The organism is Streptomyces changanensis, from assembly GCF_024600715.1.
GTDB lineage: Bacteria > Actinomycetota > Actinomycetes > Streptomycetales > Streptomycetaceae > Streptomyces > Streptomyces changanensis.
Window position 1 is genome coordinate 414575 of the sequence record NZ_CP102332.1, and the last position, 22598, is coordinate 437172.

The window sequence follows — 22598 nt, forward strand, 5'->3', positions numbered from 1 at the left end:
GGGGGTGACCATGGAGGGGACGGACGCGGGCGGGCGGGCCGAGATCGAGGTCCGGGGCCTGCGCAAGTCCTTCGGCGACACCGAGGTGCTGCGCGGGATCGACCTGGAGGTGGCGCGGGGCGAGGTGGTGTGCGTCATCGGACCGTCCGGGTCGGGCAAGTCGACGCTCCTGCGGTGCGTGAACCTGCTGGAGGAGCCGACGGCGGGGCGGGTCTTCGTCGGCGGTACGGAGGTCACCGACCCCGACGTCGACATCGACGCGGTGCGGCGCCGGATCGGGATGGTCTTCCAGCAGTTCAACCTCTTCCCGCACCTGACGGCGGAGGAGAACCTCGTCCTGCCCCAGCGCCGGGTGCTGCGGCGGGACAGGGCAAAGGCCGTACGGGTCGCGCGGGCGAACCTGGAGCGGGTCGGGCTGGCCGGGAAGGCCGGCGCCCACCCGGCGCAGCTGTCGGGCGGGCAGCAGCAGCGGGTGGCCATCGCGCGGGCGCTGGCGATGGACCCGGAGGTCATGCTGTTCGACGAGCCGACCTCCGCCCTCGACCCCGAGCTGGTCGGCGACGTGCTCGCCGTGATGCGGGGGCTCGCCCGGGACGGCATGACGATGATGGTCGTCACCCACGAGATGAGCTTCGCCCGCGAGGTCGCCGACCGCGTGGTGTTCATGGACGCCGGGCGCGTGGTGGAGGAGGGTCCGGCCCGGCAGGTCGTGGGCGCGCCCCGGGAGGCCCGTACGCGGGACTTCCTCCTGCGCGTCCTGGACCCGGCCGCCGCCGCCCCGCCGGGGCCGGATCAGGATCCGGCGGACGGGACCGCGTGAGGGCCGTCCCCCGCGACCGGTCGCGGGACCGGGCGCGGGACCGGCGGGAACCCGGCGGAGTGCGACCGTCGCACCCGGGGGCCCGGTGGTCCGTCCGCCGTACGGGCGAGTGATCGCGGGGCGGGCAGCATACGCCGGGCCGGGGCGGGGTACCCGATCGCCCTCCCAGTCCGACGAAGGGGGCGGAGACCGTGAAGGACCGCGCAGACGAGGCCGCGTACCTGGCCGTGGCACCGACGCCCGGCGAATTGGCGAGCGGGGCGCCCCTGCCCCTGCCACCGGACCGCACGCAGTCCATCCTGGAGGCGACCAAGCAGGTCGCCGGGCTGCTCAAGGCCGGGGGGCACCGCTTCGCGCTCGCCGGCAGCGTCGCCGCGTACGGGCACGGGGTGCCCGCCAGGTTCCAGCACGACACCGACTTCGCCATCCTGCGGGAGGACGAGGAGGCCGTCACGCGGGAGCTGGAGAACGCGGGCATCAAGGTGCGCAAGCCGCCGGAGGACTGGCTGATCAAGGCCACCTGCCGCGGCGAGGAGATCGACCTGATCTTCGAGCTGGCCCGGCACCCGGTCACCGTGGAGATGCTGCAGCGGGCGGAGGTCCTGCCGGTCGACTCGGTGCACATGCCGGTGCTGGCGCCGACCGACCTCATGGCCAGCCAGCTCGCGGCCTTCTCCGAGCACCACTGTGACTTCGGGTCGGTCCTGCCGATCGCCCGGGTCCTGCGGGAGAAGATCGACTGGGACCTGCTGCGCCGGGAGAACGAGGGCGCCCCGATGCCGGAGGCGTTCCTCTTCCTGCTGGAGCGGCTGAACGTGATCGAGCGGAGGGAGGCATCCGCATGAGCGGTGCCGACACGGCCGAGTACCGCATCGCCCACCTGCGGGACCGGCTGGCGAGCGACGACATCGCGGAGCTGGGCGTGAGGATCGAGCAGCGCGGCGCGGGCGTCATGCTGTACGGGACGGTGTCCAGCGACGCCTGCCGCCGCGAGGTCCTGCGGATCGCCCGGGAGGAACTGGCCGGGCTGGCGCTCCACGAGGACCTGATGGTGGCCTGCTCCGACGCCCCGACGCACCCCGAGGAGCTCTCATGATCAGGGTGGCCGCGGTCGGTGACATCCACTTGTCCCCCGAGAGCGCCGGTGCCCTGCGGCCGGCGTTCGAGACGCTCGGTGACTGCGCGGACCTGCTGCTGCTCGCCGGGGACCTCACCCGGCACGGCACGGTCGAGGAGGCCCGGGTCGTGGCCGGCGAGGTCGCCGGGCTGCCGGTGCCCGTGGTGGCGGTCCTGGGCAACCACGACTACCAGAGCGACCTGGAGGACGAGGTGACCGGCCTCCTGGAGGAGGCGGGCGTGATCGTCCTGGAGGGCGGCGGCACGGTCGTGCCGGTCGACGGGACGCGCGTGGGGATCGCCGGTACGAAGGGGTTCGGCGGCGGGTTCGCCGGACGCAGCGGCGGGGAGTTCGGCGAGCCGGAGATGAAGTCGTTCATCCGGTACACCCGGCGGTGCGCGGACGAGCTGGGCGCGTCGCTGCGGCGGCTGGAGGACGACGGCTGCGCCGTGCGGATCGCGCTGACGCACTACTCCCCCGTGCCGGACACGCTGGCCGGCGAGCCGCTGGAGATCTACCCGTTCCTCGGCAGCTACTTGCTGGCGGAGGCCGTCGACGCCGCCGGCGCGGACCTGGCCGTGCACGGCCACGCGCACATGGGTTCCGAGCACGGGATGACCGGTGGCGGCGTCCGGGTGCGCAACGTCGCGCAGCCGGTGCTCGGGCGGGCCTTCGCCGTGTACCACCTGCCCGTGTCCGAGCCCGCCGCGTCGGTGGCCGGAAGTGGCGCGGCGGAGGGGGCCGGGGCCGGTCGGGGCGGCCCGGCCCGTTAGGTCCGCCCTCGGGGTGGGTAACGGGGGTACTGCGACATTTCGGATTATTCCGACAGCGCAGTACCCCGAGAGGAGCCGGACATCGTGACGGACGACAGCCGGAAGGTGCTCACCAACCGCCAGGGGCACCCGGTCCACGACAACCAGAACCAGCGCACGGTCGGGGCCCGGGGCCCGGCCACGCTGGAGAACTACCAGTTCCTGGAGAAGATCAGCCACTTCGACCGGGAGCGCATCCCGGAGCGCGTCGTCCACGCCCGCGGCGTCACCGCCTACGGGTTCTTCGAGGCCTACGGGTCGTGGGGCGACGAGCCGATCAGCCGCTACACCCGGGCGAAGCTGTTCCAGGAGCGCGGCAAGCGCACGGACCTGGCCGTGCGGTTCTCGACCGTGATCGGCGGCCGTGACTCCTCGGAGGCGGCCCGCGACCCGCGCGGCTTCGCCGTGAAGTTCTACACCGAGGACGGCAACTGGGACCTGGTCGGCAACAACCTGGGCGTGTTCTTCATCCGGGACGCGATCAAGTTCCCGGACGTGATCCACTCGCTCAAGCCGGACCCGGTCACCTTCGAGCAGCAGCCGCGGCGGATCTTCGACTTCATGTCCCAGACGCCGGAGAGCATGCACATGCTCATCAACCTCTTCAGCCCGCGCGGCATCCCGTCGGACTACCGCCACATGCAGGGCTTCGGCGTGAACACCTACAAGTGGGTGAACGCCGAGGGCGGGACGGTGCTGGTGAAGTACCACTGGATGCCGAAGCAGGGCGTCCGCAGCATGACCGAGGAGGACGCCGCGAACGTCCAGGCGCAGGGCCTCGGCCACGCCACGAAGGACCTGTACGAGGCGGTCGCGCGCGGCGAGTACCCCGACTGGGAGCTGCTCGTGCAGATCATGTCGGACGACGAGCACCCGGAGCTGGACTTCGACCCGCTGGACGACACCAAGACCTGGCCCGAGCAGGAGTTCCCGCCGAAGCCGGTGGGACGCATGGTGCTCGACCGCATGCCGGAGAACTTCTTCGCGGAGAACGAGCAGATCTCCTTCGGCACGGGCGTGCTCGTCGACGGCCTGGACTTCTCCGACGACAAGATGCTGGTCGGACGGACCTTCTCGTACAGCGACACCCAGCGCTACCGGGTGGGCCCGAACTACCTCCAGCTCCCGGTGAACCAGGCCAGGAACGCCCAGGTGCGCACCAACCAGCGCGACGGCCAGATGACGTACCACGTGGACGGCGCCGGGGAGAACCCGATCGTCAACTACGAGCCGTCCGTGACGGGCGGCCTGAGGGAGGCGGACCACCCGGGCCACGACGAGCAGGGCCCCGAGATCCACGGCCGGCTCACCCGGCAGCGGATCCCGCGCACCAACGACTACCTGCAGGCGGGGCAGCGCTTCCGGCTCCTGGAGGAGTGGGAGCGGGACGACCTGGTGCACAACTTCGTCACCCTGCTGAAGGAGTGCGACCGCCCGGTGCAGGAGCGCATGGTGTGGCACTTCCTGCTGGTCGAGAACGAGCTGGGGCTGCGGGTCGGTGAGGGCATCGGCATCTCCCCGCAGGACGTGGCGGGGCTGGAGCCGCTGCCGCACCAGAGCCTCACCGACGAGGACCGCAAGCGGCTCGCCAACCTCGGGAACAACCCGCCGCGGGACGTGTCGGGGCTGACGATGACCCACTGCGTGCCGAACGAGAGGTTCGTCGTCACGCGGTGACCCGTGTACGGATGCGGCCCGTCCCCCGGTGTCCCGGGGGGCGGGCCGCGTCCGTCCAGGGACCGGGGTGCCGTACGGGTCAGGGGCGGCGCCAGGCGTCGCCCTCCAGGTGGGAGCCGGCCATCGGGCCCATGCGGAGCATGCCGCCGTCCACGGCCCATGACGCGCCGGTGACGTAGGAGGACTCCTCCCCCGCCAGGAAGGCGATCACCGCGGCCACCTCGCGGGCGTCCCCCGGGCGGCCGATCGGGATGCCCGGCCGGCGCTCCCGGTGCACGTCCCGGTCCTCCTGGCCGGTCATCGGCGTGGCGATCTCGCCGGGCGCGACGGCGTTGACGGTGATGCCGTGCTCGGCCAGCTCCAGGGCCATGACCTGGGTGAGCAGTCCCAGTCCGCCCTTCGCCGCGCAGTACGGGGCGGCGCCGACGCGCGGCTGGTGCTCGTGCACCGACGTGACGTTCACGATCCGTCCGCCGCCGCCCTGCGCGATCATGCGGCGGGCGGCGAGCCGGCCGCAGAGGAAGGGACCGATCAGGTCGACGTCGACCACCTCCCGCACGGTCTCGTAGTCGATGTCGAGGAAGGGCGTGGCGGTGCCGGTGCCCGCGTTGTTCACGAGGACGTCGATCCGGCCGAGCTCCTCGGCCAGGTCGTCGACGGCCCCGGCGGCCCCGGGCAGGTCGGTGAGGTCCATGCGCGCCACGGCGGCGCGGCGGCCGTGCGACCGCACCTCCTCCGCGGTGCGCTGCCCGCCCTCCTGGTCGGTGTGCCAGGTGATGCCGACGTCCATGCCGTCCCGGGCGAGCCGGACGGCGGTGGCCCGGCCGATCCCGGAGTCGGCGCCGGTGACGACGGCGACGCGCGTGCCTTGGTTCATGTGGCGGCCGGTACCACGCCCGGTCGACGGTAAACACCCCGTGGTGCGAGTGGCAGACGTGACAGGGGTGACAGTCATACACACGAATTAACCGGAGTGACACGAGTGACAGGTCGACACGAGAGGGCAGGGGAACGGGATGCCGGACGTATCGACAGCCCCCGTGTTCAAACTCGTGCGACGGACCAGGGAACCCGTCGCCGCGCAGACACTCCGCTCGACGGTGGCCGCCGTCATCTCCTACGTGGTGGCCCTCATGGTGCTGCCCGCGCAACCCGCTCCCCTGACGGCCCCTCTGACGGCGCTCCTCGTGGTGCAGGTGACGCTCTACGCCACGCTCACGACCGGGATCCGCCGGGTGAACTCGGTCGTCGCCGGTGTGGTCGTCGCGATCGGGTTCAGCGCGCTCGTCGGCCTCACCTGGTGGAGCCTCGGCCTGACCATCTTCGCGGCCCTGATCGTGGGTCACCTGGTGCGGGTGAGCGAGTTCGTGCCCGAGGTGGCCATCAGCGCGATGCTGGTCCTCGGCGTCACCCAGGTGGGCTCCGCCGCCTGGCACCGGATCCTGGAGACCCTCATCGGCGCCGGTGTGGGGCTGCTGTTCAACCTGCTCCTCGCCCCGCCCGTGTGGGTGCAGCCCGCCGGGGCGTCCATCGAGGGCCTGGCCGACGACATAGGGCGGATGCTGCGGGCCATGGGCGACGACGTCGCCGGGCTCGGGCACGTGCCGGTCGCGCACGCGGCGGCCCGGCTGCACGAGGCGCGCCGCCTCGACCACGCCATCGTCGAGGTGGACGCGTCGCTGCGGCAGGCGGAGGAAAGCCTCCTGCTCAACCCGCGGGTGCGGCAGGGACTGCTCGCCCGGGTCGTGCTGCGGACCGGTCTGGACACCCTGGAGATCTGCGCCGTGGTGCTGCGCGTGCTGTCGCGCACGATGACGGACCTCGCGAAGTTCCGAACGGACGAGTCGCTGTTCCCCGCGGACGTGGCCGCGCTGCTGCGCGAGCTGTTCGGGCACATGGCGCGGGCCGTGGAGAGCTTCGCCCGGTTGACGACCACCCAGGTCGCCGCCAACGCCGAGGAGGCGGAGACCCGGCTGACCGAGGCACTCGCCGCGGGGCGCGCCGTACGGGACCGGGTCGCCGACCTGCTCCTGGAGGACGTGCAGGAGCACCCCCGCCAGTGGCAGCTGCACGGTGCGCTGCTCAGCGAGGTCGACCGCATCCTGGACGAGCTGGACGTCGACAAGCGCGGTGAGCGGTTGATGCAGGAGCTCGACCGCAGGGCGGCCGAGCTCGGTGAGCGCCACCCCCGCCTCGCGGCGCTGGCCGCCCGGCTGCGGGGCACCGGCTCGGCGCCCTCGCGGCCCAGCGTGGAGACCTGACGGCGAGGGCGCCGTGGACCCGGGCCCGGGGGCGGGCGGGGTCGCCGCCGGGCCCGGGCGCTCCCGGCACCCTCCGGAAACCGGGCGGGGCCGCTTCCGTGACTGAGCGCCCTGGCCGACCCGGCCGGCCGACCGGAGCGCCCGCGGGGGAAGTACCGTCGGCGCGGTCGCCGGAGGCGGGACGCCGCGCCGGCTCCGATCAACGGGTGGCGAGGAACTCCAGCGTGTCGATCACGCGGTTCGAGAAGCCCCACTCGTTGTCGTACCACGCGACCACCTTGACGTGGCGGCCGTCGACGCGGGTGAGGGCCGAGTCGAAGATCGACGAGGCGGGGTTGCCCACGATGTCGGAGGAGACGAGCGGGTCCTCGGAGTACTCGAGGATGCCGGCGAGCGGCCCCTCCGCCGCGGCACGGTAGGCCGCCAGCACGTCGTCGCGCGTCACGTCGCGGGCGACGGTCGTGTTGAGTTCGACGATCGAACCCACGGGCACCGGCACGCGGATCGAGTCGCCCGCCAGCTTCCCGTCGAGGTTCGGCAGCACCAGGCCGATCGCCTTGGCGGCGCCGGTCGTGGTCGGCACGATGTTGACGCCGGCGGCCCGGGCGCGACGGGCGTCGCGGTGCGGACCGTCCTGCAGGTTCTGCTCCTGCGTGTAGGCGTGCACCGTCGTCATGAACCCGTGCTCGATGCCGGCGAGCTCGTCGAGGACCGCGGCCAGCGGCGCGAGCGCGTTGGTGGTGCAGGAGGCGTTCGAGACGATCGTGTGCACCGCCGGGTCGTAGGCGTCGGTGTTGACCCCGAAGGCGAGCGTGACGTCGGCGCCGTCCGACGGCGCGCTGACGAGTACCTTCTTCGCGCCCGCGTCGAGGTGGGCCCGGGCGGCCTTGGCCGAGGTGAAGCGGCCGGTGGCCTCCAGGACGACGTCGACGCCGAGCTCGGCCCACGGCAGCTGTGCCGGTTCGCGCTCGGCCAGCACCCTGATCCGACGACCGTCGACGACGAGGGCGTCCCCGTCGACGGTCACCGGGCGCCCGAGCCGGCCGGCCGTGCTGTCGTAGGCGAGCAGCCGGGCGAGGGTGGCGGGCTCCGTCAGGTCGTTGACGGCGACGATCTCCAGGGTGCTGTCGCGCTCCAGCAGTACGCGCAGCACGTTGCGTCCGATGCGGCCGAACCCGTTGATGGCGATGCGAGTCATGAGTGATGTCCCTTCCTTCCCCACCAGACTCGCCCGCGACCGGCCGCGCGGACAGTGGCGGGATCGCCACGGTTCGAAAGGATCCCGCCATAGGGTGCCGAGCGGGGGTCACTCGCCCCGGGTGAAGGTGCGCCGGTAGTCACCCGGTGTGGTGCCGAGAATGCGCTGGAAGTGCAGGCGCAGGTTGGCGCCGGTGCCGAGCCCGGTGTCGGCGGCGATCTGTTCGACACTGCGCTGCGAGCGCTCGAGCAGTTCGCGGGCCAGGTCGACGCGGGCCCGCATCACCCACTGCATCGGCGTGTACCCGGTCTCCTCGACGAAGCGCCGGGAGAACGTGCGCGGCGAGACCCCCGCCTGCCGGGCCAGCACGTCGAGGGTGAGGGGCTCGCCGAGTCGGTGCAGCGCCCACTCGCGGGTGGCGGCGAACCGCTCGCCGAGCGGTTCGGGGACGCTGCGCGGCACGTACTGGGCCTGGCCGCCGCTGCGGTAGGGGGCCGCGACCAGACGCCGCGCCGCGTGGTTGGACGCGGCCACTCCGAGGTCGCCGCGCAGGATGTGCAGGCACAGGTCGATGCCGGAGGCGGCGCCGGCCGAGGTGAGCACGCTGCCCTCGTCGACGAACAGCACGTTCTCGTCGACCCGGACGAGCGGATGCCTGGCCGCGAGTGCCCGCGCGTAGTGCCAGTGCGTCGTGGCGCGCCTGCCGTCGAGCAGGCCCGTGGCGGCGAGCGCGAAGGCGCCCGTCGAGATGGCGGCGAGCCGCGCGCCCCGGTCGTGGGCGGCGATCAGCGCCTCGACGACCGCCTGTGGCGGGTCGTCGCGGTCCGGGAACCGGTAGCCGGGGACGAAGACGATGTCGGCCCAGGCGAGCGCGTCGAGGCCGTGGGCGACGTCGTACGCGAGGCCGTCACCGCCGGCCACGAGGCCGGGTGTCGCCCCGCACACCCGCACCTCGTACGGCATGCTCGCGCGGGTCGTGAAGACCTGCGCGGGGATGCCGACGTCGAGCGGTTTCGCCCCCTCGAGCACGAGGACGGCGACGCGGTGCAGACGGGGTGCGGGCACAGGAAGAGGTTACGTGGGGCGGGACCGCGCTCCGCCCACCGCGCGGTCCGGACCGTGCGGTGGGCGGTCCGGACGAAGGGGCGGTCCGGACGAACGGGCGGTCCGGACGACCGGGCGGACGACCCGCCGGACGGGTCGTCCGCCCGGTCCACGTCGCGGTCCACCGCCCGTCGCACCCGCCGCCCGCCGCCCGCCGCCCGCCGCCGGCCGCCGGCCGCCGGCCCCGGACGATCCGACACCGGAACGCGCCGGGACCGGCACGCGGGGCGGGCCGCCGCCGGCGGCGGGCGGGCCGGTGCGCGGGGGCCGTCAGCCGCCGGGGGTCTCGATCCGCAGCCGGACGAGCTCGGCGAGGCTGCTCAGGCTGCCCTCCAGGGCCTCGTTCACCCGCTCCTCGCCGGGGTCGTGGGACCCGTCGAAGAACGACAGGTGCACGGTGACCTCGCTGGCGCCGCTGTCGATGCCGGCGACCTGGAGCCAGCCGGCGTAGGAGCCCTGCTCGCGGGTGCCCCACTCCAGCCGCATCTGCTCCTTGCGCGGACGCAGCAGCGCGGGGGTGTCCTCGTCGGTGCGGTCCTCGTGAACCGTGACCGCGGGCGGGTCTCCGGCCCGGACGTGGAGGTCCCCAGGCAGCCACTCGCCCAGCCGGCTGACGTCGGCGGCCTGGTCGAAGACCTGCTCGGGCGGGGCGGGCATGGTGCGGGAGCGTTCGTATTCGGTCATCCCTCCACAGTTCCTCGGCACGCCGAAGTCATGCCGGAAGGCGAGGGGGAGGACGGGACGGCGGGAACCGGACGCCGCGGGGGGGAGAGAGACCGGGTGGTGGGACGGTGGCCACCGGGCCCGGAAAGGGAGAAGCCCCGGCTGGACGGGGGGACCAGCCGGGGCAGCTCACGCGGGATGTGAAGGGCTCCTTCACCACCGCATGGATGAACGATAAACCATCCCTGTCCGATCGAGCCAATCGGCCGAAACCACCCCGTCGAGGCCCCACCTGTCCCCCACCCCGGCGGCGCCCGGGCGGCGTGGATCGCCCTGCGGAACCGCGTGATCCATGCATAAGGTGACCGAAACGGGCATTTTCCCGCCCTCATGACCGGCACAGGATCGGGAGGCGCCGCCCCATGAGCTCTCCGCCCGCCCCGTACGCCGTGGTCGTCCCCACCCTCGGGCGGCCCTGCCTCGCCGACTGCCTCCGGGCCCTCGCGGCCGGGGAGGGACCCGCGCCGGCCCGTGTCGTCCTCGTCGACGACCGGCCGGGCGAGCCGCCGCCCGGTGAATGCCCCGCCCCCCTTCCCCTGGACGCCCTCGGTCCGCTCGCCGACCGGGCGGTCGTGCTGCGCAGCGGCGGCCGCGGTCCCGCGGCCGCCCGCAACACCGGGCTGCGGGCGGTGCAGGAGCCCTGGACGGTCCTCCTCGACGACGACGTGCGCGTCGGCCCCGCCTGGCGGACCGAGCTCGCCCGCGACCTCGCCGGGGCGGACCCGGGCACGGGTGGCGTCCAGGGCGTCCTGCGCGTCCCGCTCCCCGACGGGCGGCCCCCCACCGACTGGGAGCGCAACACCGCCGGTCTGGAGCGCGCGCTGTGGGCGACCGCCGACATGGCGTACCGCACGGAGGCGCTGCGCGCCGTGGGCGGCTTCGACGAGCGGTTTCCGCGCGCCTTCCGCGAGGACGCGGACCTCGCCCTGCGGCTGATCGACGCCGGCTGGACCATCCGGCGCGGCACCCGGCGCACCGAGCACCCGGTACGGCCCGCCGACCGGTGGGTCTCCCTGCGGGTGCAGCGGGGCAACGCCGACGACGCGCTCATGGCGCGGCTGCACGGCCCCGACTGGTGGGAACGCGCCGCGGCCCCGCGCGGCCGGATCCGGCGGCACGCGGCGATCACCGCGGCGGGCGCGCTCGCCGTGGTGCTGGCGGCCGGTGGGCGGCGCACGGCGGCCGCCTGCGCGGCGGGCGCCTGGCTGCTCGGCACGGCGGAGTTCGCCCGCGCCCGCATCCTCCCGGGGCCGCGCACCCGCGACGAGGTGGTGACCATGGCCCTGACCAGCGCCGCGATCCCCGTCCTTGCCACCTGGCACCGGTTGGCGGGCGAGGTACGGCACCGCTCGGCCGGGTGCTGGGACGGCGGCGGCGCGTGAGCGGGCCGTGCCCCGGCCGCGGGGCGGCGGACGGCGGCCTCGCCGAGGGGTGTGCGGGCCGCGCCCAGGCGGGGAGGGACCTCGCCGGGGCGGGTGCCGGCCGTGGCGCCGGAGCGGGTACGGGCATCGCCGGCGCACGTGCCGGCCGTAGCGGGCGGCGTGCGGTGGACGGGGTGGCCGCGCGGGCCGGTGAGGGCGGCGCTCAGGGGTGCGGGGACGGCGGGCTGCCCGGCGCGGTGCTCTTCGACCGCGACGACACGCTCGTCGTGGACGTGCCCTACAACGGCGACCCTGAGCGCGTGCGGCTCATGCCGGGCGCGCGCGCGGCGGTGCGGCTGCTGCGGGCCCGAGGCGTACCCGTGGGCGTCGTGTCCAACCAGTCCGGGATCGGCCGCGGGCTGATCACGGAGACGCAGGTGCGGGAGGTGAACGCCCGCGTCGACGCCCTGCTGGGCCGCCCCCTGGACGTGTGGGTGCACTGCCCGCACGTGCCGGAGGACGGCTGCGCGTGCCGCAAGCCCGCCCCGGGCCTCGTCCTGCGGGCGGCGCGCGCGCTGGGCGTGGCGGCGCAGCGGTGCGTCGTGATCGGCGACATCGGTGCGGACATGGGGGCCGCGCGCGCGGCGGGCGCCCGGGGCGTACTGGTCCCGACGACGCGGACGCTGCCCGTCGAGGTGGCGGAGGCGCCGGACGTCTGCCGGGACCTGCTCGGCGCGGTCCGGCACGTGCTCGGGCACCCCTCTACTGTCCGGAGGCCCGTATGAGGACGCTCGTCGTCCGGCTGGACAGCTTCGGCGACGTCCTCCTCGCCGGTCCCGCCGTCCGCGCGGTCGCGCACCGGTCGGAGCGGGTGGCGATGTTGTGCGGCCCGCAGGGGGCGCCGGCGGCGCGGCTGCTGCCGGGCGTCGCCGAGGTGCTGGTGTGGGAGGCGCCCTGGGTGGGGTTCGACCCGCCCGCCGTGGACCGGAGGGACGTGGGCCGGCTCGTGGACCGGGTGGCCGCCGGCCGGTTCGACGCGGCGCTGGTCCTGACGTCGTTCCACCAGAGTCCGCTGCCCGCGGCTCTGCTGCTGCGCATGGCGGGCGTCGCGCACATCGCCGCGGACAGCGTCGACGCGCCCGGATCGCTGCTGGACGTGCGCCACCGGCGGGCGCCGCACGCCCACGAGGCGGAGGCGGCGCTCGCCCTCGCCGAGGCGGCCGGCCACCCCCGCCCGCCGGGCGACGACGGGCGGTTGCGGGTGCGGCACGCCCGGGCCGCGCCGGAGCTGACGGGCCCCGGCCCCTATGTCGTGGTGCACCCGGGAGCGAGCGTCCCCGCGCGCAGGTGGAGCGCCGAGCGGTGCGCGCAGGCGGTCCGGCTGCTCGCCGTGGCCGGCCACCGGGTCGTGGTCACGGGCGGCCCCGACGAGCGGGAGCTGACCGCGTACGTCGCCGGCGCCCACGGCGTGGACCTGGGCGGCCGTACCCGCCCGCCGGAGCTGGCCGCGGTGCTGGCGGGGGCGGGCGCGGTGGTCACGGGGAACACCGGCCCGGCCCATCTCGCGGCGGCCGTCGAGACCCCCGTCGTGTCGCTCTTCTCGCCGGTCGTCCCGGCCGAGCGCTGGGGCCCCTACGGCGTGCCGCACGTCCTCCTCGGCGACCAGGGCGCGCCCTGTGCCGGCACCCGCGCGCGCGTGTGCCCGGTGGCGGGCCACCCCTGCCTCGACGGGGTGACGGCGGAGGACGTGGTCGCGGCAGTGGACAAGCTGCTGGAGACGGGGGCGGCGTGAGGCCCCGCGTCCTGGTGCTGCGCGCGCTGGGGCTCGGCGACCTGCTGGCCGGGGTGCCCGCGCTGCGCGCCGTGCGGCGGGGCTTCCCCGGGCACGAGGTGGTCCTCGCCGCGCCGGAGGCGCTGCGTGACGTGGTGGCGGCCGTCGACGCCGTGGACACGCTGCTGCCCGCCTCGGCGCCCGGGCGGGCCGTGCCCGTGCGTCTGCCGTGGTCCGGCCCGCCGCCGGAGGTCGCCGTCGACCTGCACGGCAAGGGGCCCTCCAGCCATCTGCTGCTGGAGCGGACGCGGGCGGGCCGGCTGCTGGCCTTCGCCCATCCCGGGACCCCGCACGTCGCGGGCCCGACGTGGACGGCGGACGAGCACGAGCGGCACCGCTGGTGCCGGTTGCTGGCGTGGTACGGCGCCCCCGCGGACCCCGGCGACCTCCGGCTGCCGCCCCCGGGCGGCCCGTCCCCGGCGCCCGGGGCGGTCGTCGTGCACCCGGGCGCGGACGCGGACGCGCGGCGCTGGCCGCCGGAGCGGTACACGGCCGTCGTGCGGGAGCTGCGGCGGCGCGGCCACCGCGTCGTGCTGACCGGCGGGCCCGGGGAGGACGCGCTGCTCACGCGGATCGCCGGCGCCGCCGGCCTGGACGGCGCGGACGTGCTGGCGGGCGGGCTGCCGTTCCGGCGGCTCGCGGCGCTGTGCTCCGGGGCGGCCGTCGTGGTCAGCGGGGACACCGGTGTCGCCCATGTCGCGGTGGCGTACGGCGCGCCGTCGGTGACCCTCTTCGGTCCAGTGCCGCCGCACCTGTGGGGGCCCCCGCCGGACCCGCGGCACGCGGCGCTGTGGCACCCGGGGCCGCCCGGTGACCCGCACGCCCGCCGGCCGGACCCGCGGCTGCTGCGCATCGGGCCCGACGAGGTCCTCGGCGCCGTGCTGGCCCGCCTGGACGGGCGCCGGACGTGACCCCGGGCCCGCGCCCGGTGCCCCCCACAGCCGCGCTGCGCCACCCCGGCGACCACGGCACCCCGCGGGGCCCCGCGCCGGCACCTCCGCCCGCCTGCCGGCTCCGCCGTGGCCGGCTCACGCGGCGGCCGGCCATGGCAGAGACCGGGGGCCGCGAGCCGGGGGCCTGGGGCCGGGTCCGCCGCACCGCGCTGACCTGCGCGGCCGCGGTCCGCACGCCATCATGAGCCGTTCGAGTGAGCGGGACGCTTCGCAGCTCATGCCCGATTTGTGAGGGTTTTTACGGGTACCCGACGCCACATGATCACAGTTGGGGTCGAGGAAGAGTACTTCCTCGTCGATCCGGTCACCTGCCTCCCCGTGCCCCTCGCCGACGAGGTCCGCGCGGCGGCGGGGCTGGGCCCGATCGTGGACGACCAGGAGGTCCAGTCGGAGCTCCTGCAGTCGCAGATCGAGGTCGCCACGCCGGTCTGCTCCCACCTCGACGAGGTGGGCGGCCACCTCCTGCGCCTCCGGCACGCCCTCGGGACGGCCGCCGAGAAGAACGGCTGCCGGATCGTGGCGACCGGCACCGCCCCCTTCCGGGGGCCCGGCCCCGAACCCGTCACGGAGAACGCCCGGTACCTGGCGATGCGCTCCCAGGCGCCGCAGCTGGTCGACGAGCAGCTCGTCAACGGCATGCACGTGCACGTCGCCGTCCCCGACCGGGCCCGGGCCGTCGCCGTCCTCAACCGCATCCGGCCCTGGCTCCCGGTCCTCGTCGCGATGTCCGCGAACTCGCCGCTCTGGGACGGCCACGACACCGGGTTCGCGAGCTGGCGGACGGTCATCTTCGGCCGGTGGCCGGTGAGCGGCCCGCCGCCGTCCTTCGCCGACTCCGCGGACCACGACCGTCGGGTGCGCGTCCTGCTCGACTCCGGGGTGATCAGCGACACCGGCCAGATCTACTGGCAGGCGCGGCTCTCCGAGCGGTATCCCACCCTGGAGGTGCGCTGCACCGACGTGCAGCTGAGGGCGGACGCCGCGGTCATGTTCGTGGGGCTCGTACGGGCCATGGTGACCACCGCCCTGCGCGCCCACGCGGCCGGGGAGCCCCCGCCCGACTGCCCGCCCGAGCGGCTCCAGGCCGCGAACTGGTACGCCGCCCGGCACGGCCTGAGCGACCTGCTCATGGACCCGGAGGGCAGGAGCCGGCGTTCCGGGGACGTGCTGGCCCGGCTCCTGGACTCCGTTGCGCCCGCCCTGGAGGAGGCCGGGGACGACCGGGAGGTCGCCTCGCTGGTCCACCGGCTCCTCCAACAGGGGACCCCCGCCGACCTGCAACGCCGGGTGCTCGCCGAGGGCGGCACGTCCGCACTGACCGACCTGCTCATCTCCGAGACGGTGGCCCCCTGACCGAACGCAACGCCCCGCCCCGCTCCGACCGGCCCCGGCCCCGACGACCCGTCCGGCCAGCTCCGACGACTGACCGGGCCCACCGCCGGCCGACGACGGACGGGGATCGGCCGGCCGACCCACCGAACGACCCACCGACGACCGACCGACCCACCGACGACCGAAGGAGCACGCATGAGCACGTCCCCCGCGCAGAAGTGGCAGCACGCCGTCGTGACGGGCGGCGCCGGCTTCGTGGGTTCGCACCTCTGCAGCTCGCTGCTGGCCGCCGGCACGGCCGTGACCTGTGTGGACGACTTCAGCACCGGGCGCCGTGAGAACGTCGCCCACCTGCTGGGCGACCCCGGGTTCACCCTCCTGGAGGCGAACGTCGCCGAACCGTTCGACGTCGACCGCCCGCCCGACCTCGTGCTCCACTTCGCCTCGCCCGCGTCGCCCGCCGACTACCTGCGGCTGCCCATCCACACCTTGGAGACGGGCAGTTCCGGCACCCGGCACGCGCTGGCGCTGGCCCACCGCGCGGGGGCGCGCTTCCTGCTGGCCTCCACGTCGGAGGTGTACGGGGACCCGCAGCAGCACCCGCAGAACGAGCGGTACTGGGGCAACGTCAACCCCGTCGGCCCGAGGAGCGTGTACGACGAGGCCAAGCGGTTCGCGGAGGCGCTGTCGACCGCCCAGGCCGAGGCGTGCGGCACGGACGTCGGCATCGTGCGGCTCTTCAACACCTACGGCCCCCGGATGCGCGGCCGCGACGGGCGCGCGGTGCCCACGTTCGTCCGGCAGGCACTCGCCGGTGAACCGCTGACCGTGACCGGCGACGGCCGCCAGACGCGCTCGCTGTGCTACGTCGACGACACCGTGCGCGGGGTGCTCGCCGCCGCGGCGCACGGGCTGCGCGGCCCGGTGAACATCGGCAACCCGACCGAGCTGACCATGCTGGAACTGGCGCGGCTGGTCATCGAACTGACCGGCTCCTCCTCCGAGATCCGCTACATCGAGCGTCCCACCGACGACCCGGCCGTGCGCTGCCCCGACATCACCCTGGCCCGCGACAAGCTCCAGTGGGAGCCGCGCGTGACGGCCGAGGACGGGCTGCGCCGCACGATCGACTGGTTCCGCTCGACCACGACCGCGGACCCGGCCACCTGACAGCCGGCGTCCTGCCCCCGGTGCCCTGGCGCCCACGCCCGACCCGGGCCTCCTGACACCCGCGCCGGACCCCCGGCGCCCCCTCCCCGCTTCACCTCCCCCTCCCTCCTCCCCTTCACCCGCCGTCGCCTCCCCGGCCGACGTGCCGAAAGACAGGGACCCCATGCGCATTCTCGGAATCAACGCCCTCTTCCACGATCCCGCCGCCGCGCTGGTCGTCGACGGACGTGTGGTCGCCGCCGCGGAGGAGGAACGCTTCTCACGGCGCAAGCACGGCAAGCGACCACTGCCGTTCTCCGCCTGGGAGCTCCCGGAGAAGGCCGCCGCCTGGTGCCTCGAACGGGCCGGGCTGCGCCCGCAGGACCTGGACGCCGTCGCGTACTCCTTCGACCCGGCGCTCGCCCGCCCCGCGGACGAGATGGGGCTCGACGACCCGTGGGACCACCTGCGGCTCACCTACGCGCGCGAGGCGCCCGGGTTCCTGCGGACCGCGCTGCCCGGCCTCGACCCGGAGGCGGTCCGGTTCGTGCCCCACCACATGGCGCACGCCGCGTCGAGCGCCTTCGCCGCGGACGGCGCCGGGGCGGACATGTCGTCCGTGCTGGTGCTGGACGGCCGCGGCGAGCGGGCCTCGCACCTCGCCGCCCGGCGCGTGCACCACCGGCTGGAGCCGCTCGCCGCGCAGGACCTGCCGCACTCGCTGGGCCTGGTGTACGAGGAGCTGACCGAGCATCTCGGGTTCCTGCGCTCCTCCGACGAGTTCAAGGTCATGGCCCTCGCCTCGTACGGCCGGCCCCGCCTGCGCGAGGAGCTGCGCCGGTACGTGTACCCGACCGGTGACGGCGGCTTCCACGCGGCGGGCGTCCCCTGGCGCGAGCTGTGCCCGCCGCGCGGCGCGGAGGAGGCGTGGACGCAAGGCCACGCGGACCTCGCGGCCAGCGCGCAGGCGGTGCTGGAGGAGACACTGCTCGACCTGGTGCGCTGGCTGCACGGCCAGACCCACGACTCCCTGCTGACCCTCGCCGGCGGCGTCGCCCTCAACTGCGTGGCCAACGCCCGCGTCGCGCGCGAGGGCCCCTTCTCGCACGTGTGGGTGCAGCCCGCCGCCGGCGACGCCGGCACCGCGCTGGGCGGGGCGATGCTGCTCGCCGCGGGCGGTGGTGACGAGGTGCTGCCGATGGCCGGCGCCGACCTCGGCCGCGACTGGTCCGACGCGGAGCTCGGCGCCTGGCTCAAGACCGCGGCCGTACCGTTCGAGCGGCCACCGGACATCGCGGCGACCGTGGCCGGGGCGCTCGCCGACAACGCGATCGTCGCCTGGTTCCAGGGGCGTTCCGAGTACGGGCCGCGGGCGCTGGGCCACCGCTCGTTGCTGGCCCACCCCGGCCACGCCGGGAACCTGGAGCGGCTCAACGACGTGAAGGGCCGCGAGCAGTTCCGGCCCGTCGCGCCGATGGTGCTCGCCGACCGGGCGCCGGAGATCTTCGACGGGCAGCTGCCCAGCCCGTACATGCTCTTCGTGCACGAGGTGGCGCCCGAGTGGCGCGAGCGCATCCCGGCCGTCGTGCACGTCGACGGCACGGCGCGCGTCCAGACCGTGGACCGGACCGCGGAACCGCTGGTGGCGCGGATGCTGGAGGAGTTCGAACGGCTCAGCGGCCTGCCGGTGGTGGTCAACACCAGCCTCAACACGGCCGGCCGGCCGATGGTCGACGACCCCCGCGACGCGCTGGAGTGCTTCGGCTCCACCCCCGTCGACCTGCTGGCGATCGGGCCGTACGCGGTGCGCCGCGGCGCCTTCTTCACCTCCGACTCGCAGGACTCCCAGTCCGTGAGGAGGGCCGCGCGGTGAACATCCTGCTCTGGCACGTGCACGGCTCGTGGACGACGGCGTTCGTCCAGGGCCCCCACACCTACCTCGTCCCCGTGCTGCCCGACCGCGGCCCCGACGGGCGCGGACGGGCCCGGACCTTCAGCTGGCCGGACAGCGTCCGGGAGGTGACCCCGGAGCAGCTGCGCGGGGAGCACGTCGACGTGGTCCTGCTGCAGCGGCCCGAGGAGTTCGCGCTCGCGGAGCGGTGGCTGGGCGGGCGCCGCCCCGGCCGCGACGTACCCGTCGTGTACCTGGAGCACAACGCCCCCGACGGCGACGTGCCCGATACCCGGCACCCGTGCGCCGACCGCGACGGCCTCACGCTCGTCCACGTCACCCACTTCAACCGGCTGTTCTGGGACAGCGGCAGGACCCGCGCCGTGGTGATCGAGCACGGCGTGGTCGACCCGGGTCACCTGTACACGGGGCGGCTGCCCCGGGCGGCGGTCGTCGTCAACGAACCGGTGCGGCGCGGCCGGTACACCGGTACGGACCTGCTGCCCGCGTTCGCGGAGGCGGCGCCGCTCGACGTGTTCGGCATGCGCACCGAGGGCCTCGCCGCCCACCTGGGCCTCGCCGGGGACCGGTGCCGCGCCCAGGACCTGCCCCAGCGGGAGCTGCACGCCGCGATGGCCGAGCGGCGGGTGTACCTGCACCCGGTGCGGTGGACGTCGCTCGGACTGTCCCTGCTGGAGGCGATGCACCTCGGCATGCCCGTGGTGGCGCTGGCCACCACGGAGGCGGTGGAGGCGGTCCCGGCGGGCGCCGGGACCGTGTCGACCCGGCCCGAGGTGCTCGCCGAGGCCGTGCGGCGGTACGTGGCGGAGCCCGGCGCGGCCGCCGAGGACGGTGCCCGGGCCCGGCAGGCGGCCCTCGAACGGTACGGGCTCAAGCGCTTCCTGGCGGACTGGGAGCGCGTGTTGACGGAGGTGCGCTCATGACGACCACCCACGGTTCCGCGGAACCCCTGTCGGTCGTGCTCGTCTCGGAGCACGCGAGCCCGCTCGCGGCGCTCGGCGGCGTGGACGCGGGCGGCCAGAACGTGCACGTCGCGCGGCTCGCCGCCGCCCTGGCCGACCGGGGCCACGAGGTGACGGTGTTCACCCGCCGGGACGACGCCGCGACGCCGGAACGCGTCGCGATGCGGCCCGGCGTCGTCGTCCACCACGTGCCGGCGGGACCGTCCGAGCCCGTCCCGAAGGACGAGCTGCTGCCGTACATGCCCGCGTTCGGCCGGTATGTGGCGCGGGTCCTGGAGTCGCGGCCGCCCGACGTGATGCACTCCCACTTCTGGATGTCGGGCGTCGCCGCCGTCCTCGCGACGCGCACGCTGCGAGTGCCGCTGCTGCACACGTACCACGCCCTCGGCACGGTGAAGCGGCGCCATCAGCGGGCGTCCGACACGAGCCCGCCGGAACGGATCGCCGCCGAGTGCGAGGTGGGTCTGGCCTGCGACCGGATCATCGCCACCTGCCGCGACGAGGTGCGGGAGCTGACCCGGATGCACATCCCGCCGGAGCGGGTGAGCGTCGTGCCCTGCGGCGTCGACACCGAGCAGTTCTGCCCGGCGGGCCCCACGGCCGAGCGCGGTCCGGCCCGCTTCCGGCTGCTCCAGCTGGGCCGGCTGGTGCCGCGCAAGGGGGCGGCGGTCACCATCACCGCGCTGACGCGGCTGCCCGAAGCGGAACTGGTCGTCGTGGGCGGCCCGCCCGCGGACCGGCTCGACGGGGACCCGGAGGTGCGGCGGCTGCGTGACGTGGCCCGGCTCGCCGGGGTCGCCGACCGGGTCCGGTTCACCGGGGCGGTGTCCCGGGACGAGGTGGCGCCGCTGCTGCGCAGCGCCGACGTGGTGGTGTGCCCGGCGGACTACGAGCCGTTCGGCATCGTGCCGCTGGAGGCGATGGCCTGCGGCCGGCCCGTCGTGGCCAGCGCCGTGGGCGGGCAGCTCGACACCGTCGCCGACCCGGAGTGCGGCCGTCTCGTGCCGCCGCGCGACCCGGAGGCACTCGCGCGCGCGGTGGCCGACTTCCTCGCCGACCCGGCGCTGCGCGCGGGGTGCGGGGCGGCGGGGCGGCGCCGGGTGCTCAGCCGGTACGACTGGGCGCGGGTGGGGGCGGCCACCGAGGCCGTGTACGCGCGGGTGCGGGCCGCCCGGCCCGCCGTCACCGACGCGGTCTGACGCCGCGGACCAGCAGCAGCCAACGGACAGAAGGAGGTGCGGGTCCGCCGCGGCGGCCACGCCGGAGCAGGCGCCCCGACCAGACATGACCGAACTCCCCCTCTCCGATGAGTTCCCCGCCGCCGCCCTGGAGGCGGCGAGACGGCACTGCCGGTCACTCGAGGACGCGCTCGGCCGGTTCCGCGTCGACCACCTGGACCGGATCGCCCACTGGGGCGGGCGGCTCGCGGCCGTCCTGCCGGGCGGCGGGCGGCTGCTCGCCGCCGGGAACGGCGGCAGCGCGGCCCAGGCTCAGCACCTGACGGCCGAACTCGTGGGCCGCTACCGGCGCGAGCGGCCGGCGTACTCCGCGATCTCCCTGCACGCCGAGACCTCCAGCCTGACGGCCGTCGGCAACGACTACGGATTCGACCAGGTGTACGCCCGGCAGGTCGCGGCGCACGGCCGTCCCGGGGACGTGCTGCTGCTGCTGTCGACGTCCGGGCGGAGCGCGAACCTGATCGCGGCGGCGGCGACCGCGCGCACCGCGGGCCTGCGCGTGTGGGCGTTGACGGGCCCCGGGCCCAACCCGCTGGCCGAGGCGGCCCACGAGGCGCTGTGCGTCGACGCCGCGACGACGGCGACCGTGCAGGAGGCGCACCTGGTGGCCGTGCACGTGCTGTGCGAGTCGTTCGACATGGCGGTCGCGGCGGGCCCGCCGGTGCGCGGCGGCCGGGCGGCGGGCGCGTTCGCGCCGGCGGCGGCCCGGCGGAGGATGTCGTGAGCGCCCGCCGTCCGCTGGTGGTGGTCGGGGACGCCCTGCTCGACGAGGACGTCGAGGGCGTCGCGACGCGGCTGGCGCCGGACGCGCCCGCTCCGGTCGTGGACGTGACGGGGGACCACCGGCGGCCCGGCGGCGCCGCGCTGGCGGCGGCGCTGGCCACGCGCGGCGGCCGCGAGGTCGTCCTCGTGACCGCGCTGGGCGACGACCCGGCGAGCGACGCGGTGCGCCGCTCCCTGGAGGGCCGCGTCCGGCTCGTCGAACTGCCCCTGCGCGGGACGCTGCCGGTCAAGACCCGGGTGCTGGCGTCGGGCCGGCCGCTGGTGCGGATCGACCGGGGCGGCGGCGCCCCGGGGCGGCCGGACGACGCGGTGCGCGAGACGCTGGCGGCGGCCCAGGCGGTGCTCGTCGCCGACTACGGGCGGCGCACGGCGGGCGCGGTCCGCGAGCAACTGGCGGCCATCGCCCCGCGCGTCCCGCTCGTGTGGGACCCGCACCCGCGGGGCGGGGCGCCGGTGCCGGGCGTGCGGATCGTCACGCCGAACGCCGCGGAGACCCGGTCGTTGGAGCCGGGCGCGGGCGGCGAGTCCCTGCGGGCGTACGCGGAGCGCGGCTCGGGGCTCGCGGAGCGGTGGCGGGCCGCCGCCGTCGCCGTGACGCTCGGCGAGCGGGGCGTGCTGCTGACCCGGCCGGGGCCCGACGCCGGTACGCCGATGCTGGTGCCGGCGCCGTACCGGGCGTCCGGTGACCCGTGCGGTGCCGGTGACTGCTTCGCCGCGGCCACGGCCGCCGCGCTGGCGGACGGCGCGCTGCCGGAGGAGGCCGTGCAGCGGGGCGTCGCGGAGGCGGCGGCGTTCGTCGCGGCGGGCGGTGCGGGCAACCCCGCGCTGTGGCGGACGCCGCCGTCGGCCGGGCGCCACGTGGCGCCGGTGACCGACCCGTTCGCGGTGGCGGAGCGGGTACGGGCGCGCGGCGGGACCGTGGTGGCGACCGGTGGTTGCTTCGACCTGCTGCACGCCGGCCACGTGGGTCTGCTGGAGAGCGCCCGGCGGATCGGCGACTGCCTGATCGTCTGCGTGAACTCCGACGCGTCGGTGAGCCGGCTGAAGGGGCCGGGCCGGCCGCTGAACCCGATCGCGGACCGTACGCGGGTCCTGGCGGGGCTGGGCAGCGTCGACGCGGTGGCGGTCTTCGACGGGGACACCCCGGCGGAGCTGCTGACGCGGCTGCGGCCCGACGTGTGGGTGAAGGGCGGCGACTACTCGGCGGAGGACCTGCCGGAAGCCGAGGGGCTGCGGGCGTGGGGTGGCCAGGCGGTGGTCCTCCCCTACCTGGACGGGCGCTCCACGACCCAGCTGGCGCACCGCGCGGCGCGGGCGGCGGCGACCTCCGCCCGCCACCCCACCGGCTGACGGGCCGACGCCACC

21 protein-coding genes are annotated in these 22598 nt (G+C 75.6%); 17 read left to right on the forward strand and 4 right to left on the reverse strand.

All coding sequences use genetic code 11. The annotated features are described in order from the left end of the window. Positions 1-10: 10 nt before the first annotated feature. The 5 genes from NRO40_RS01785 (at position 11) to NRO40_RS01805 (ending at position 4426) form a co-directional block, all read left to right on the forward strand. A complete protein-coding gene (locus NRO40_RS01785) occupies positions 11-820 on the forward strand; it encodes an amino acid ABC transporter ATP-binding protein (RefSeq protein WP_107115070.1) in 810 nt (269 codons plus the stop codon). A 191-nt stretch (positions 821-1011) separates the two neighbouring features. Beyond that, positions 1012-1665: a nucleotidyltransferase family protein gene (locus NRO40_RS01790; protein ID WP_058941902.1), complete on the forward strand. Its 654-nt coding sequence runs from the start codon at positions 1012-1014 to the stop codon at positions 1663-1665. Then, positions 1662-1916 carry a hypothetical protein gene (locus tag NRO40_RS01795; protein ID WP_058941903.1) on the forward strand — a complete coding sequence of 85 codons (255 nt, stop codon included), beginning with the start codon at positions 1662-1664 and terminating at the stop codon, positions 1914-1916. Before NRO40_RS01790 ends, NRO40_RS01795 begins: the two co-directional genes overlap by 4 nt. After that, positions 1913-2710, forward strand: a complete 798-nt coding sequence (locus NRO40_RS01800; protein WP_058941904.1) for a metallophosphoesterase family protein — start codon at positions 1913-1915, stop codon at positions 2708-2710. Before NRO40_RS01795 ends, NRO40_RS01800 begins: the two co-directional genes overlap by 4 nt. Before the next feature lie 84 nt (positions 2711-2794). Further along, on the forward strand, positions 2795-4426 hold the full coding sequence (locus NRO40_RS01805) for a catalase (protein ID WP_198549318.1): 1632 nt from the start codon (positions 2795-2797) through the stop codon (positions 4424-4426). 79 nt (positions 4427-4505) lie between these two features. Here NRO40_RS01805 and NRO40_RS01810 read toward each other — a convergent pair whose 3' ends face one another. After that, positions 4506-5303, reverse strand: a complete 798-nt coding sequence (locus NRO40_RS01810) for an SDR family oxidoreductase (RefSeq protein ID WP_058941906.1) — start codon at positions 5301-5303, stop codon at positions 4506-4508. Between the two features lie 139 nt (positions 5304-5442). Between NRO40_RS01810 and NRO40_RS01815 the strand changes: the two genes are divergently transcribed. After that, complete coding sequence (locus tag NRO40_RS01815; RefSeq protein ID WP_058941907.1) at positions 5443-6687, forward strand: FUSC family protein; 1245 nt, start codon at positions 5443-5445, stop codon at positions 6685-6687. A 199-nt stretch (positions 6688-6886) separates the two neighbouring features. Here the strand turns inward: NRO40_RS01815 and gap are convergent, their stop codons facing one another. From gap to NRO40_RS01830, 3 genes are all read right to left on the reverse strand, one after another. After that, a complete protein-coding gene (gene gap / locus NRO40_RS01820; protein ID WP_058941908.1) occupies positions 6887-7885 on the reverse strand; it encodes a type I glyceraldehyde-3-phosphate dehydrogenase in 999 nt (332 codons plus the stop codon). Between the two features lie 108 nt (positions 7886-7993). Further along, positions 7994-8950 (reverse strand): GlxA family transcriptional regulator, encoded by a 957-nt coding sequence (locus NRO40_RS01825; RefSeq protein ID WP_058941909.1) that lies wholly within the window; start codon positions 8948-8950, stop codon positions 7994-7996. A 309-nt stretch (positions 8951-9259) separates the two neighbouring features. Then, complete coding sequence (locus NRO40_RS01830; protein WP_058941910.1) at positions 9260-9673, reverse strand: SRPBCC family protein; 414 nt, start codon at positions 9671-9673, stop codon at positions 9260-9262. A 401-nt stretch (positions 9674-10074) separates the two neighbouring features. Here NRO40_RS01830 and NRO40_RS01835 point away from each other — a divergent pair, with 401 nt between their 5' ends. The 11 genes from NRO40_RS01835 (at position 10075) to rfaE2 (ending at position 22583) form a co-directional block, all read left to right on the forward strand. Then, a complete protein-coding gene (locus tag NRO40_RS01835; RefSeq protein ID WP_058941911.1) occupies positions 10075-11094 on the forward strand; it encodes a glycosyltransferase family 2 protein in 1020 nt (339 codons plus the stop codon). A gap of 173 nt (positions 11095-11267) precedes the next feature. Then, positions 11268-11858: a D-glycero-alpha-D-manno-heptose-1,7-bisphosphate 7-phosphatase gene (locus NRO40_RS01845; RefSeq protein ID WP_058941938.1), complete on the forward strand. Its 591-nt coding sequence runs from the start codon at positions 11268-11270 to the stop codon at positions 11856-11858. Beyond that, positions 11855-12865 carry a glycosyltransferase family 9 protein gene (locus NRO40_RS01850; protein ID WP_058941912.1) on the forward strand — a complete coding sequence of 337 codons (1011 nt, stop codon included), beginning with the start codon at positions 11855-11857 and terminating at the stop codon, positions 12863-12865. The genes NRO40_RS01845 and NRO40_RS01850 overlap by 4 nt, the downstream gene beginning before the upstream one ends. After that, positions 12862-13815, forward strand: a complete 954-nt coding sequence (locus NRO40_RS01855; protein ID WP_257375314.1) for a glycosyltransferase family 9 protein — start codon at positions 12862-12864, stop codon at positions 13813-13815. Before NRO40_RS01850 ends, NRO40_RS01855 begins: the two co-directional genes overlap by 4 nt. A gap of 300 nt (positions 13816-14115) precedes the next feature. Continuing rightward, the gene (locus NRO40_RS01860) at positions 14116-15210 is read left to right on the forward strand and encodes a carboxylate-amine ligase (protein WP_058941913.1); all 1095 of its coding nucleotides are present in this window, start codon (positions 14116-14118) and stop codon (positions 15208-15210) included. 174 nt (positions 15211-15384) lie between these two features. Then, positions 15385-16359 carry a UDP-glucuronic acid decarboxylase family protein gene (locus tag NRO40_RS01865; RefSeq protein WP_058941914.1) on the forward strand — a complete coding sequence of 325 codons (975 nt, stop codon included), beginning with the start codon at positions 15385-15387 and terminating at the stop codon, positions 16357-16359. A gap of 163 nt (positions 16360-16522) precedes the next feature. Next, a complete protein-coding gene (locus NRO40_RS01870) occupies positions 16523-18211 on the forward strand; it encodes a carbamoyltransferase family protein (protein WP_058941915.1) in 1689 nt (562 codons plus the stop codon). Further along, on the forward strand, positions 18208-19173 hold the full coding sequence (locus NRO40_RS01875) for a glycosyltransferase (RefSeq protein ID WP_058941916.1): 966 nt from the start codon (positions 18208-18210) through the stop codon (positions 19171-19173). Before NRO40_RS01870 ends, NRO40_RS01875 begins: the two co-directional genes overlap by 4 nt. Further along, the gene (locus tag NRO40_RS01880; protein ID WP_058941917.1) at positions 19170-20411 is read left to right on the forward strand and encodes a glycosyltransferase; all 1242 of its coding nucleotides are present in this window, start codon (positions 19170-19172) and stop codon (positions 20409-20411) included. The genes NRO40_RS01875 and NRO40_RS01880 overlap by 4 nt, the downstream gene beginning before the upstream one ends. Positions 20412-20496: 85 nt before the next feature. Continuing rightward, positions 20497-21174 carry a D-sedoheptulose-7-phosphate isomerase gene (locus NRO40_RS01885; protein ID WP_058941918.1) on the forward strand — a complete coding sequence of 226 codons (678 nt, stop codon included), beginning with the start codon at positions 20497-20499 and terminating at the stop codon, positions 21172-21174. Next, positions 21171-22583, forward strand: a complete 1413-nt coding sequence (gene rfaE2 / locus NRO40_RS01890; RefSeq protein ID WP_058941919.1) for a D-glycero-beta-D-manno-heptose 1-phosphate adenylyltransferase — start codon at positions 21171-21173, stop codon at positions 22581-22583. The genes NRO40_RS01885 and rfaE2 overlap by 4 nt, the downstream gene beginning before the upstream one ends. The last annotated feature ends 15 nt before the right edge of the window (positions 22584-22598 follow it).